Source organism: Anabaena sp. FACHB-1237 (assembly GCF_014696225.1).
Classification (GTDB): Bacteria; Cyanobacteriota; Cyanobacteriia; order Cyanobacteriales; family Nostocaceae; genus FACHB-1237.
On the sequence record NZ_JACJPV010000047.1, the window covers coordinates 16,355 to 30,784 of the forward strand.

The window sequence follows — 14,430 nt, forward strand, 5'->3', positions numbered from 1 at the left end:
CAAGACCCCTCTGAAACCTAATAAAATGGTTGTCTTATTGACATCATTCTCAAGATTATTGAGAATAAATCGCTTTTTTTCTCAATAAACATCATCTAGGACTTTTTTTGAGAAAAAGCATTGAAAAATCCTATGGTAATAATCAGTAAAAGTGAATAATTATTTTGCAGATACCGGACTTCTTTAAGAAGTCTGGTATCTTAAGATATCTTAAGAAGTCTGGTAAGCTGTTGTTCCTTTAACTTGAATAATTAATACAAGCAAGATGCTTGTGCTACTGTAACTTCAGGTTTTTTAATTATACAGTGAGTGCTGCACATTAGCTTATCTTTATAATCATCAACTTAATCAACAACGAGAAAATATTTTCCCCATCTTGAAAAAAATCATGCAGAATATTGCAAGATAAGGTTGTATTGAGGTTCACCTGATGAAAATACGGGAATTATTAGCGGTTATCAATCACTTAGAATATAGCAAAATTGCTGATGTGGAAGTGACAGGAATTAAAACTAACTCCCATGCTTGCACAACAGGGGATTTATTTATCGGAATGCCAGGAACAAGGGTAGATGGAGGGGAATTTTGGCAAAGTGCTATTAATGCCGGTGCTGTAGCGGCTATTATATCTCCAGAAGCGGCTTTAAAACACCCCTTTAAGCCCTCTGATCCTGTAATTGTAGTTGAAAACATCAATCGTCTATGTGCTGAGGTGGCTAGAGCATTTTACGGGTATCCTGGCCGCAAATTAAAACTGGTTGGGGTTACGGGGACAAATGGCAAAACCACTACTACTCATTTAATTGAGTATTTTCTCAATCAAGCAAGTTTATTTACTGCTTTATTTGGTACGCTGTACACTCGTTGGTCTGGTTTTTCCCAAGTTGCAACTCATACTACTCCCTTTGCTGTAGATTTACAACAAAGTTTATCAGAAGCGGTTAATGCTGGTTGTGAGTTTGGAGTGATGGAGGTAAGTTCCCATTCTCTAGCACAGGGTAGGGTTTTTGGTTGTGGTTTTGATGTGGCTGTATTTACTAATCTTACTCAAGATCATCTTGATTATCATAAGGATATGGAAGATTATTTTGCGGCTAAGGCGTTATTATTTAGTGATGATTATTTACAAGGTCGCGCTATTATTAATGCTGATGATGAGTATGGACAAAGATTAATTGCTAGGTTGAATAAACAGCAAGTTTGGACTTATAGCGTTAATAATGCTAGTGCTGATTTTTGGATGAGTGACTTACTATATCAGCCAAATGGTGTTCAGGGTATTTTACATAGCCCTGTGGGAGATGTGAGTTTTAATTCGCCTTTAGTGGGACAATTTAATTTAGAAAATCTTTTAGCTGCTATAGCTGCTGTTGTACACTTTGGTATAGATTTACAATTAATCGCTGATCAAATTCCACATTTTTCTGGTGTTCCTGGTAGAATGGAAAGAGTCCAAATTACTCCTAAGCAAAATATTAGCGTTATTGTGGATTATGCCCATACTCCCGATAGTTTGGAAAGTTTATTAAAAGCTGCTCGTCCGTTTATCCCTGGTAAAATGATTTGTGTGTTTGGTTGTGGTGGAGATAGAGATCGCACAAAAAGACCAAAAATGGGTAAAATAGCCGCAGAATTAGCAGATATAGTAGTGGTGACATCGGATAACCCCCGCACAGAAAACCCTCAGAAGATATTAGAGGATATTTTGGCAGGTATTCCTGATACTGTACAACCAATAGTAATGAGCGATCGCGCCACTGCCATTAAAACAGCAATTTTACAAGCACAACCGGGAGATGGAGTATTATTGGCTGGAAAAGGCCATGAAGACTATCAAATTTTAGGTACAGAGAAAATTCACTTTGATGATAGAGAACAAGCAAGGGAAGCATTAAAACAAAAAATGCTAGTATAAGCCATACAAGTCTGAGTGCGTTGTATTTGATTAACGCACTCTACAAATAAACATATTTTTCTGCCACTTGCCAATAACGAGAGAATCTCTTTAAATCAATAAAACCATCATAATCAAAAAATGGTTCAACTTCAAATATTTCCAACTTAGTCCGGGATCTTTGGATTAGATAATATTAATTGATGATCATCATGGTAATTTGGGAATTTGTCAAGAAATTCAGATCCCGGACTTCTCAAAGAAGTCCGGGATCTTTGGATTGGATAATATTAATTGATGATCATTATGGTAATTTGGGAATTTGTCAAGAACTTCAGATCCCGGACTTCTCAAAGAAGTCCGGGATCTTTGGATTGGATAATATTAATTGATGATCATTATGGTAATTTGGGAATTTGTCAAGAACTTCAGATCCCGGACTTCTCAAATAAGTCCGGGATCTTTGGATTAGATAATATTAATTGATGATCATTATGGTAATTTGGGAATTTGTCAAGAACTTCAGATCCCGGACTTCTCAAAGAAGTCCGGGATCTTTGGATTAGATAATATTAATTGATGATCATCATGGTAATTTGGGAATTTGTCAAGAACTTCAGATCCCGGACTTCTCAAAGAAGTCCGGGATCTTTGGGTTGTGTACCGTGGCGAATAATGGGGATAATATGTCAGTGGGTTTGACATTGATAAATAAGTACATTAATAAAACATATCCAAAACCCATATACCCAATATCAAAAATATCCATAATTACCTGCTATACTGCTGTATATCCGGAAAATATCCACATACTGGCGTATCTACCAAAACTGCACCATGAACCAGATATGTTGTCTCAACCCAGACTGTTATAACCCTCCAGTACCCAATACAGAGAAATTTTGTCCAAACTGTGGTACTGCTTTAATGATCCTCAGAAACCGTTACCGTCCTATTAAACGTTTGGGAGGTGGAGGTTTTGGTAAAACCTATTTAGCGGAAGATATTGACAATTTAAACGGCAAATGCGTTATTAAACAATTAGCACCTAACACTCAAAATACCTACGCTTTAAAAAAAGCAACGGAATTATTTGAAGAAGAAGCAAAAAGATTAAAAAATTTAGAACATCCGCAAATTCCTAAACTGCAAGCATATTTTAATCAAGATAATCGTTTATATTTAATTCAAGATTTTATCGCTGGAGAAGACTTATTAACAGAATTAAATAACCAAGGAAATTTTACAGAGCAAAAAATCAGAGAATTACTACTTAGCCTATTACCAGTTTTGCAAATAGTTCATGATCAAAAAATAATTCATCGGGATATTAAACCTGAGAATATCATGCGTCGTCATAGTGACGGTAGATTATTTTTAATTGATTTTGGCGCTTCTAAAGAAGTTCAAGGAACAGTGAAACCAGGTACAAAAATTGGTAGCTATGGATATGCTGCTATTGAACAAATGGAAGATAGAGAAGTTTATCCTGCTAGTGATTTATTCAGTATAGGCGCAAGTTGTTTTCATTTACTCACGGGAGTTTATCCCGGTAATTTGTGGAATAGACAAGGTTACAGTTGGACTAATAATTGGCGTAGTCATTTACCACAACCTGTTACTGTGGAACTGGGGAAAATTTTAGATAAGTTATTACAGTTAGAATATCAAAGTCGCTATCAGTCAGCAACGGAGGTTTTAAGGGTTTTACAAACTCCTCCTCAACCAAAACCACAACCTCCTCAACCTCCAAAAATTCAAACTCCTATAAAACCACAACCTCCAATTTCACAACCAACTAATTCTGCTCCTACTCGTCGTAGTTTTCTCCAATATGCAGGTTTATTTACTGGTGGTGTTATTGTTTCTGTAATTGGACAAAATTTATTAACAGGAAATAAAGGTAATAACTCAACTCCAAAAATTACCACTTCTCGAAATACTCCAACTCCAGAAATTACTCCATCCAATAACCTGAAAACCTCCACTTTTGAAGTTGTGAAAACCAACTCCCAAGGAAGTATTATCAGCAGAAGCAACCACTCAGCAAATTACTTTGTGGAGGACTTGGGAAACGGTGTCACCTTAGAAATGGTGGAAATACCCCCAGGTAAATTTATGATGGGTTCACCGGAAACTGAGGGGCAAAGATCATCTTCTGAAAGTCCCCAGCATCAAGTGACAGTACCTCGTTTCTTCATGGCCAGATATCCCTTGACACAGGCACAATATTCTGCTATCATGGGAAACAACCCTTCTTACTTTAAAGGTGATAATCGTCCAGTTGAAACAGTCAATTGGAATGATGCAATGGCTTTCTGTAAAAAGTTAAGTCAGCAAACTGGTAAAGACTACACATTGCCCAGTGAAGCACAATGGGAGTACGCCTGTAGAGCAGGGACAACCACACCATTTTATTTTGGTGAAAGTATTACCCCAGATTTAGTAAACTATAATGGTAATTATTCCTACGCTCAATATCGTGCACAAACCACAAATGTAGGTTCTTTTCCCCCTAATGCTTTTGGTTTGTATGATATGCACGGGAATGTATGGGAATGGTGTCTAGATAACTGGCATGAAAATTATATAAACGCGCCTGCAGATGGCAGTGCTTGGATTAGTCAAGGCAAATATGTGCTGCGTGGTGGTTCGTGGAACTACCTTCCTGAAAACTGCCGTTCTGCCAACCGCAACAACTTCAACCGCGATCTCAGGATCAACAATATCGGGTTTCGCGTTGTTTGTCTTGTCGTAGCGAGGACTTTGTAGCCCTTTATACTTTTGCCCTCTAGCTCTTTGCTTTTTTTCTTTTCCCTTCTTAAAACCCTCCGCGTAGCGGGGAACTTCAGATCCCGGACTTCTCAAAGAAGTCCGGGATCTTTGGATTAGATAATATTAATTGATGATCATCATGGTAATTTGGGAATTTGTCAAGAAATTCAGATCCCGGACTTCTCAAAGAAGTCCGGGATCTTTGGATTAGATAATATTAATTGATGATCATTATGGTAATTTGGGAATTTGTCAAGAAATTCAGATCCCGGACTTCTCAAAGAAGTCCGGGATCTTTGGATTAGATAATATTAATTAAAGATAACAAAAAATCCCATTATATCAATCAAGATGAATGGGAAAATTTAATAGAAGAAGAAATAATGGAAGATGCTATAGCTGATGCTAGTTTGGAAGTGATGAATGGTATTTATAGTCAATTCCAACTAGCAGAAATGGTTAATAGAACAGAATTAATTACCACCGCTGTGAAATTTTTGCAATTAACCTATATCTATTCAGCTAAAGAATTGCCCACAATTATAGCCCAAACATTATCACAATTACCTGGCGCTGAACATTGGCAAAATGGTAAAAAATAGTAAGTTGAAAATAGTAGATTTTGGACTAGTTAATTATATAGTTATATAGCTAGTTATATAGCTTCATGATGACTAACTTCCAAAGGTAAGAAAATAGTTAAAACTTCTGCATTTTGAGGACGTTGACGCACAATTAACTTACCTCCAATAGTCTGAAATAAATTCTTGGTTGCGGAAATATTTAAACTAATAGTCCCCGTTTCTGGTTGAAACATTAATAATTGTCCTAAAGATTTTTTAATGGGTAATTTAAAAGATTGACTTTGATTTTCACAGTCTAATTGTGGAGTTAATTGTAACTTTAATTGATCTCCAGCAGGAATTACTTGTACATGAATACAACTACCAGGAGGTAAACTGCGAGTAAAATTTTCCATCAAATTAGTTAACATTCTATCCAACATATTCGGGTTACTTACCACCATTGGTAATTCCTTGGGTAATGCTACATTTAACTTTAAATTACGTTTTGTTGCTGCTTGTTCCCATCTAGGAATACTTTGTTGTAAAACCTGATCTAAGGACATTTTTGTTAATTGACTATGGACAGATTGTGTGGTATTTATAGTATCTTTATTAGTTTCTAATTCTGCGGCTTTAAATAATAACTCCATCCGTTCAATTTGTTCTGTACATTCATGATCAATTATCTGTAATCTACTAATTACATTACTGGGTAAATCCTGTTTTTTTAATAATAACCTAGTCATCATTCTAATAGTTGTTAAAGGAGTTCTCACTTCATGGGCAAATGCTTGTAATAACTCTACGTCTGGACGAGTAATTTGTTTATTTTCAGGTTGAGGAATAGGTGCATTACTAGGAGAATTATAGGTAATATGATTATTTTCCGTAATAGTTAATTCTTGTAATAATAGTTGACTAAATTGTACAACTGTGTTATAATTAGGAGCTACCAAGGGATAATTTTTCACTAAAATATCCAATTCTGCAAATAATTCAGGATTGGTAAAAATTACCCGTGATCCTAAAGAACGCCAAGCCTGTTCTACTATTTCTGCATCAAAGGAAAATCCAAATTCTTTTTTACCGTTTTTGTGTTCTGATAAAACTAAAACTAATCTAAATTTATCTGTAAATACTAAACAAAATTGTTCTGCACCTAAAGGATCGGCTGCTAATAATGGTAATATAGATTCTTGAGGGCAATTTTTTTGTATATTGATATTTTCTCTATTTTCTGCTATTTCTGCATCCATAGCAAATGGCATTAATGCTAAGGGGTTAAAAGGTTTAGCAGTAAAGGTAATTGTTTTTAATGTTTGGGTTAAATGTGGTTGACTAAATAATGGTGCTGGTGCTGCTAATACTAAACCTTGATGACTGCTAAATGCAGTTTTACCTAAAGTTTGTAATAATAGATTTTCTGTAGCTGCAAGACTCACACGCCATTGTTGTTCTGCTTGTACTGATGAACAATTGTTTGATGAATTATTATTTATTGTTAATTCACTGGTGGCTAAAATTTCTCTTAAACTTGGTAAAATCCACTCGTACACAGTTTTTCACCTCCTAATTATTTGTGATTGTTTATTAGCTATTAGCTTTGAGTAAAGTAAAGCCATTAGATAGTATTAACCCAAGTTGCTAGTTATTAATTTTCGGATATTTTGTAGTCTGTAGGGTGCGTTAGACAGAATAATTTAGGTTCAAATTACCAATTTTAAGATTCTCACGCACCCTACTCCATCTAACTGGCAACTTACGTTATTAGATACTATATTTCATGTTAGTTAGTAGTTAGTTATTAGGCTGAAAAATTTACGCCAAAATTTAAACTATTAAGGTTTATACGTACAAGATTATAGTTATTCTGGTATGAATCAAAGTGGTATAACCGAACAATTTAGGTGAAATATCCCCAGCTATCAGCTTTTTATGTGCTGTTGTTTTCAGAACTTACGTAACTGGCGCATTGGTAAGGTTTGGTTCGACAAGCTCACCAACCACGTCAGACACAGTATAAATCATGTAAATAACCAAATTGTTCATATCTGACGCACCCTACAACAGATTTTTTGGTAAGGTGCGTCAGACAGCATAAATCATGTAAATAACCAAATTGTTGATATCTGACGCACCCTACAACAGATTTTTTTTGGTAAGGTGCGTCAGACAGCATAAATCATGTAAATAACCAAATTGTTGATATCTGACGCACCCTACAACTTAAGTTATGATGTTAGTATGATCATATATTAGCAGCGTGGTCAGAGTGCATAAATTATGCAAATAAGCAGATTATTCATATCTGACCAAGCTATAATTGTCATCTAATAATTAAACCTGTTATTTATGACTTAATTTCCTAGATATTGTTACAATACTTAACAACGTTATTTTAACTGGTGGCTTCTTCAAGATGGTTAAGACACTCCCCCCTAGTTCTCGCGCAACTTTGGAGGACACTCGCGGAGGCGAATTGTCCGTAATTGAAGTTGTACCAGACAATGGTACGCAAGATTTGATGATTAAGTCTGCTAAAGTCGGTAGAGATAGAAACAATAAACATAGAGTTCTGTTAAATACAGACTATGAACCGGAAACTCTGACTTATGATCCTCAAGAAATCCAGGATCATTATAATGGCCAACTATGGCTAGTTCTGGGCCGTATTTTAGTGGTATTAATACCAGTCATAAGTTTTGTGTTTGGTTTATGGTGGGATAAACAAAGAGGTAAAGAGGTTAAAAATGAACGTCGTCGCGCTGTTCAGCTGAGGGATTTATTAACTAAACTAGGTCCTGCTTATATTAAAATTGGTCAGGCTTTATCCACTCGGCCAGATTTAGTACCACCAATATATTTAGAAGAATTAACAAGATTACAAGATCAATTACCTGCTTTTCCTAATGAAATAGCTTACCAATTTATTGAGGAAGAGTTAGGTGATTCTCCTTTACAAATTTATGCGGAATTATCGCCTCAACCTATTGCTGCTGCTTCTTTAGGACAGGTTTATAAAGGTAAATTGAAAACTGGAGAGGAAGTAGCAATTAAAGTTCAACGTCCAGATTTACGAGAAAAAATTACAATTGATTTGTATATTTTGCGAAATTTGGCAGGTTGGATACAACGTCGAGTGAAGAGGGTTAGAAGTGATTTAGTGGGAATTTTAGATGAGTTGGGCGATCGCATTTTTGAAGAAATGGATTATATTCATGAAGGCGAAAATGCCGAAAGATTTTTTGAATTATATGGCCATCTTCCTGATATTTATGTTCCTAAAATCTATTGGGAATATACTAACCGTCGTGTATTAACAATGGAATGGATTAATGGCATAAAATTAACCCAACCAGAAAAAATCAATTCTCTAGGAATTAATGCCCGATATTTAATAGAAATTGGTGTGCAATGTTCTTTAAGACAATTATTAGAACATGGATTTTTTCACGCAGATCCCCATCCAGGAAATCTTTTAGCCACCTTTGATGGTAAATTAGCCTATCTGGATTTTGGCATGATGAGTGAAGTTAAACCTGCCCAAAGATATGGTTTAATTGAGGCAATTGTTCACGTTGTCAACCGCGAATTTGACAGTTTAGCTAAAGATTATGTCAAGTTAGAATTTTTGACTCCAGACACGGATTTAACGCCCATTATTCCGGCATTTGCTAAAGTATTTGCTAATGCCCAAGGTGCAAGTGTAGCGGATTTGAACATTAAAAGTATTACTGATGATTTATCAGCATTAATGTATGAATATCCTTTTCGTGTTCCTCCCTATTATGCCTTAATTATTCGTTCTTTAGTGACATTAGAGGGAATTGCCATTTACATAGATCCTAACTTTAAAGTATTAAGTGAAGCCTATCCCTATGTAGCCAAAAGATTGTTAACAGATCCAGCAGATGAATTGAGAACTTCTTTAAAAGAGTTATTATTTAAAGATGGTAAATTTCGCTGGAATAGATTAGAAAACTTGTTGAAAAATGCCCGTAGTAATCAAGATTATGATTTGAATTTAGTGTTAAATCAATTAGTTGATTTCTTGATTTCTGAACGGGGTGAATTTATTAGAGATAGATTAGTAGATGAGTTTTTTAATACTGTAGATGCTGTGAGTAAAAATGCCTTACATCAGTTTACTTTTGTGTTACGAGAAAGGGTAGGTTTAACGGTATTTAATGAACTTCCTGCTGCTAGTGTGGAACAGAAACAAACCTTAGAACATATTCAGAGAATTGCAGGTATTCTCAGGGAAACCAGGGGTTTTGATGCTAGTAAAATTGCCCCCCAATTAGCGCAAATAATTGTTAATCCTGGAGTGCAAAAATTGAGTCAACAAGTGGTTAATCGCATGACACAAAAAGCAATTACTCGCATTATTCGAGAATTGTTATCAGAGGGGGAGAAATAAAACAATAGTTAGTAAGCTGATGTGCAGCTAAAATTACAGTAGTGCAAGCATCTTGCTTGCATTTATGATCCAAATTGAAAGCACAACAGCTTAACTCAAGTTAGTATTGTAGGGTGCGTCAGATATAATCAATCGGTTGATTGATAGAATTTATGGAGTCTGACGCACCCTACATATCTTTTTATAGGCGTTTTATAGCCGTTGCTGAACTCAGGTATGAAATTGACAAATTCAAAATTTGCTAAACTGCTACTACATCCTAATTGTCATCAAATCCTGACATAAAAACCACTACAAAAAACCGAATGTCAAAAAACCTTGACATTTTGATCCCGGAAGTGCTGATAACTACGTCAAATCAAGTAAAAACTATCTGTAGACCCCTTGATCCCTAGTAAGAAATACTGGTTAATATTTACATAACAACTTTTTCACATCCGAACTAAATGCTCAAATAAAGAAAGCGTTAAAAGGAATTAAAAAAGTTGATAAATAAAAGTAGTCAGTGTTTAGTTTTCAACAATTCGCTTAAACAGGCATTCGGAAACGAATAAAGTTATTAAAACTTATTAAAACTGTCATAGATCGTTGATTACTAATAACTGAATATGTTGATAAAAAAAACACAAAGTAAAAAAATTTAAAACTGGCTAAACTAGCTAATCACTGGCAATACCAGCAGTAAGGCATAAAAAATCATCTGGGGCTAATCACTGCTAACACCTATTTGCCTAATGTCTTGTAACTGTAGTCATTTTTTGATGTTGTGATCAAATTATGACCAAGTTGTGAACATTCAACTACCGATAGCTTGTTGGAAAGTAAAGCCTGTGGAGAGTCAAAACTACTTAATAATTTAAACCTGATAGTGGACATTATTAAGGATTCGATGAAGCAGGAAATGAACATCAAAATTATTCAATAAACTTGATGAATCGTCTAGATTTCAAGTTTATGAGTAAGTTTGAGTAAGTTTCATAAAAGCGGTAGATGATATCTAACCAAACGCTGTTTAACCCAGAAGACATTATAACCTTGAAAACTACTGGAGGCCAAATCAATGGCAAAAGAACGCCCACCGCTAGAAGAGATGACATTACGGCAATTACGGAAAGTTGCCAGCGAATATGGTATATCTCGCTATAGTAGAATGCGTAAATCTCAGTTATTGTCATCAATTCAAGAAATTCAAAACAATAAATTTGCAGGCAATTCATCTCATACTTTGGAGGCACAGGAAACCGTGGAAGCAGCAAAATTTGAACTAGGACAAGAAGACCTCACTGGTGGTTCTCTTGCGGATGTGGATGAAACATTAGGTGATTTACCTGCGGGTTATGGTGAAAGTCGGATAGTTTTGTTGCCTCGTGATCCTCAATGGGCTTATGCTTACTGGGATATTCCTAATGATCATAAAGAGGAATTACGTCGTCAAGGTGGACAACAACTGGCGTTGAGAATTTATGATGTTAGTGATATTGATTTAGAATTCCAAAGTCCCCACAGTATTCAAGAATACCCTGCGGATGAGTTAGCTAGGGAATGGTACTTACCTATTCCTGTGAGTGATAGAGATTATGTGATTGATGTGGGTTATCGCACTGCGGATGGACGCTGGTTAGTGTTAGCGCGTTCTGCAAGAGTTCATATTCCTCCTGTGTATCCTTCTGATTGGATTGAAGATGTATTTATTACTGTAGACTTTGAGGAAGATTTACGTGGTAAGACTTTCTATGAATTAGTTCCCCCATCTAAGAAAGTAGCTACTACAGGTGCTGCTGCGGGTAATCCTATTTATGATCAAATATTTGGTCTGGCTGAATCTGCTGAAGTGCAACGGGTTGCAGGTTCTATTTTTGGTTCTATGCAGCACGTAGCTGGTTCTATTCCTCCAGAACAAGCTATTAGTTCTTACATTTTCCCATCTGGTGTGGGTATGTGGGCTGTTCCTACCGCATCTGGTATTAATATGTCTGGTGTGGGTATGTCTGGTGTCGGTTTCTCTGCTGGTGCTATTCCTGTGCGTCCTCGCAAGTTCTGGTTAGTGGCTGATGCGGAGTTGATTGTATATGGTGCTACTGAACCTGATGCTACTGTAACTATTGGTGGCCGTCCGATTAAACTCAATTCTGATGGTACATTCCGCTTCCAAATGTCTTTCCAAGATGGTTTAATTGATTACCCCATTTTAGCGGTTGCTGCTGATGGTGAACAAACTCGTTCTATTCACATGAAGTTTGAAAGAGAAACTCCTTCTCGCAATACTAATACTAAGGATGAAGCTGTTTTAGAATGGCTTAAATAGGTGATGGGTAATGGGTGATTGGTGATGGGAAAATAAGTTTATAAGTACAATTTTAGTACAAGTTTTCATTTTTTGATTTTTTGATTTTTACCGCTATATTAGATAATGTAGCGGTTTTTTAATTCAGCATATTATTTATTGATAGTCAAGAAGAGGATAGGTAAATTTTATAATGTGCTGATTTTTGTGAATAAAATATCATCAACTATACTATTACAATATGTTCTATAAAATCCCACTGTTGCTTACACCTCAACCAGAAGGAGGTTTCACTATAACTTCTCCACTCTTGCCAGAATTGATCACTGAAGTTTATACCTAACTTATCAAACTATTAAATATTAGTTTTTATCAGATGAAAATACATAAATTTTTTCTAATATCTATTCTCATTATGTTGGCAGGTATAATATCTACTTGTGACAATATGATGGCTAATTCTGTAACTAAAAATTCTGGAAGATGTGCTGGAAATAATAGTAATTTTAGTCTGGAATTTTTGAAAACTAATAATAATGGTGAAAGATATGATAAAGGAATTAATCATGTAATTATATTTAATCCGCGATCGCCTAATTTAGATTTTAAGGTAAATGTAGGTTTAAAACATCAAATATATGCCAAAAATAAAGGACTTATCAAAAGAGAATATACTGCTAAACTATTTAGAGAAATTATTAGTGATGAAAACGCTAAATTAAACGGTAAATTACCAATTGTCGCTATTAATGCTGATTATATTGATCCAGAAAATAAACCCCAAGGTTTAAATATTTCTCGTGGTGTTGAATATGCAGGTATTTTTAAAGATAAACGTTCTTCCTTTGGTATTTCTGGAGGTAAACCAAGTGAAAGAATTGCAACTATCGCTATGGGAAGAAGAGGAAATAATAACTTAAATTATAATTTAGTCGGAGGTAATGGAAGATTTTATATTCAAGGTAAATTCAAAGATATTTGTAAAGCACTGGGTAAATTTGCTTGTGAAGGTGCTACAAATCGTTCTTTAGTGGCAATTACGAGTAAAGGTTATGTGATTTTTTTAGTGAATGATGCTAAAGCTAATTCTCAGATTTTGATTTCTGCTAATAATAAAGAATTATTACCCAGTGATTTTGATAATGTGTTAACAGGAATTGCTAAAAATAACTGTTTAGGAACTATTCAAGAAGGGATGTTATTTGATGGTGGAATGTCTCCTGGTTTATTTTATAATAATCGGGTTTATGTGGAAAATTTTGGTCCTATTGGTTCGGTATTTTTGATTTATAAAAAATAAACTACAAGATCCCTGACTTCCAAGATCCCGGACTTCTTAAAGAAGTCCGGGATCTGAAATTTTGAATTTTAATTATTTTCCAAATTTAATTTAACGGCTAAATCAAATAATTTCTCAACCTTTTGATATTCTTGATCTAAACCAATTTCATCTAAATAGATATTCATAGAAATTGGAGTTTCATTAGCATAACGATTCATTATTGTCCAGTAGGTAATTGTTTGTATTGTTTGAAAATCTGCATCAAAACCTAAATACATTCTCCCCGTACCTGATATTTTATTAGATGCTTTATTAAACCTAATAAATCTTTTGGGGATAGGTAGCCATAAATAACATTGTAGATGATCTAAATTGCGAGATGTGGTAGATGAAAATAATTTGAATTGACAGCAAGGTTTAGTTTTACTAAGTCCATAAAATATACTTCTTCCATCTTTAATTTCTTTGACACGCTGATTAGATGTTAACATTTGTTCTCGCAATTTTAATATCTCTATTTTTGTCACAGGAGAAAGTTTATCTAAAAAATTTACTAGCACTTTGCGAGGAGAATTAACTTGTCCTTTTAATTTGAATAATTGTAAGTTAGATAATTTAGCGATTTCTGCTTTTTCTTCTAGTTCTTGATTAACTAAAGGTATGGTTTTATTAATAGTAATTTGATGATTATTTTCTAAATATAAATGTAAATGAAAATTATTAATATTCTCAGAATCATTAATAATTGCAAACCTGATTAATTCAAATTGTAAGATATTATAAAGACGATCAATAAAGTTATGTTTATGGAAGTTTGGAGCGATCGCTATTAAGCGAATTGGTAAATTATAATTTATTTGATCCTGAAAAGGTTGCTCTATTTTCAGATAATGATAGTAATGTGTGAGTTGGTTAATAATATCAGGATCTTCAGTCTCTGTGATTTCTAATACCACCAATTGACTATTTTTAGTTTTAGCAAGAATAACAGTATATTCTTCCGCTATCATAAATTGACGTTCTAGGGGAATTATATCCCACATTCCGCACCCCAAACTGTCACAGAGGGAAATTACGTAGAGAAAAAATTAAAGGGAGCATCAAAACAAACATATAAAGTGAAAAAAGGCATTTGAGAAACAGTAAATCACCAAAAACGTCATCAAAACCTATTCTCAATAAGAACCAATAAGAATGCACACCACCTGG

The 14,430-nt window shown here is 34.7% G+C and carries 7 protein-coding genes and 1 pseudogene; 6 read left to right on the top strand and 2 right to left on the bottom strand.

The annotated features are described in order from the left end of the window. Nucleotides 1-430: 430 nt before the first annotated feature. The 3 genes and pseudogenes from H6F32_RS17400 to H6F32_RS17410 form a co-directional block, all read left to right on the top strand. Nucleotides 431-1,915, top strand: coding sequence for a UDP-N-acetylmuramoyl-L-alanyl-D-glutamate--2,6-diaminopimelate ligase (locus H6F32_RS17400; protein ID WP_190370564.1), 1,485 nt, complete (start codon nucleotides 431-433; stop codon nucleotides 1,913-1,915). 816 nt (nucleotides 1,916-2,731) lie between these two features. Beyond that, the gene (locus H6F32_RS17405) at nucleotides 2,732-4,666 is read left to right on the top strand and encodes a bifunctional serine/threonine-protein kinase/formylglycine-generating enzyme family protein (protein WP_190370565.1); all 1,935 of its coding nucleotides are present in this window, start codon (nucleotides 2,732-2,734) and stop codon (nucleotides 4,664-4,666) included. Nucleotides 4,667-4,983: 317 nt separating this feature from the next. Beyond that, nucleotides 4,984-5,271 (top strand): annotated as a pseudogene (locus H6F32_RS17410) (hypothetical protein); the annotation flags it as partial. Nucleotides 5,272-5,324: 53 nt separating this feature from the next. On the opposite strand, the gene H6F32_RS17415 reads toward H6F32_RS17410, so the two are convergent. Further along, on the bottom strand, nucleotides 5,325-6,791 hold the full coding sequence (locus H6F32_RS17415; protein WP_190370566.1) for a sensor histidine kinase KdpD: 1,467 nt from the start codon (nucleotides 6,789-6,791) through the stop codon (nucleotides 5,325-5,327). A gap of 863 nt (nucleotides 6,792-7,654) precedes the next feature. Between H6F32_RS17415 and H6F32_RS17420 the strand changes: the two genes are divergently transcribed. The 3 genes from H6F32_RS17420 (at nucleotide 7,655) to H6F32_RS17430 (ending at nucleotide 13,239) form a co-directional block, all read left to right on the top strand. Beyond that, nucleotides 7,655-9,655 carry an AarF/ABC1/UbiB kinase family protein gene (locus H6F32_RS17420; protein ID WP_190370567.1) on the top strand — a complete coding sequence of 667 codons (2,001 nt, stop codon included), beginning with the start codon at nucleotides 7,655-7,657 and terminating at the stop codon, nucleotides 9,653-9,655. 1,060 nt (nucleotides 9,656-10,715) lie between these two features. Further along, nucleotides 10,716-11,960, top strand: coding sequence for a DUF4912 domain-containing protein (locus tag H6F32_RS17425; protein WP_190370568.1), 1,245 nt, complete (start codon nucleotides 10,716-10,718; stop codon nucleotides 11,958-11,960). 355 nt (nucleotides 11,961-12,315) lie between these two features. Continuing rightward, nucleotides 12,316-13,239: a phosphodiester glycosidase family protein gene (locus H6F32_RS17430; protein WP_190370569.1), complete on the top strand. Its 924-nt coding sequence runs from the start codon at nucleotides 12,316-12,318 to the stop codon at nucleotides 13,237-13,239. 68 nt (nucleotides 13,240-13,307) lie between these two features. Here the strand turns inward: H6F32_RS17430 and H6F32_RS17435 are convergent, their stop codons facing one another. Next, nucleotides 13,308-14,264, bottom strand: a complete 957-nt coding sequence (locus tag H6F32_RS17435; protein ID WP_190370570.1) for a hypothetical protein — start codon at nucleotides 14,262-14,264, stop codon at nucleotides 13,308-13,310. Nucleotides 14,265-14,430: the final 166 nt, after the last annotated feature.

Coding starts and splice junctions, on each gene's coding strand:
- H6F32_RS17430 (WP_190370569.1), top strand. CDS start 12,316: ATGAAAATACATAAATTTTTTCTAATATCTATTCTCATTATGTTGGCA.
- H6F32_RS17435 (WP_190370570.1), bottom strand. CDS start 14,264: ATGTGGGATATAATTCCCCTAGAACGTCAATTTATGATAGCGGAAGAA.
- H6F32_RS17400 (WP_190370564.1), top strand. CDS start 431: ATGAAAATACGGGAATTATTAGCGGTTATCAATCACTTAGAATATAGC.
- H6F32_RS17425 (WP_190370568.1), top strand. CDS start 10,716: ATGGCAAAAGAACGCCCACCGCTAGAAGAGATGACATTACGGCAATTA.
- H6F32_RS17405 (WP_190370565.1), top strand. CDS start 2,732: ATGAACCAGATATGTTGTCTCAACCCAGACTGTTATAACCCTCCAGTA.
- H6F32_RS17420 (WP_190370567.1), top strand. CDS start 7,655: ATGGTTAAGACACTCCCCCCTAGTTCTCGCGCAACTTTGGAGGACACT.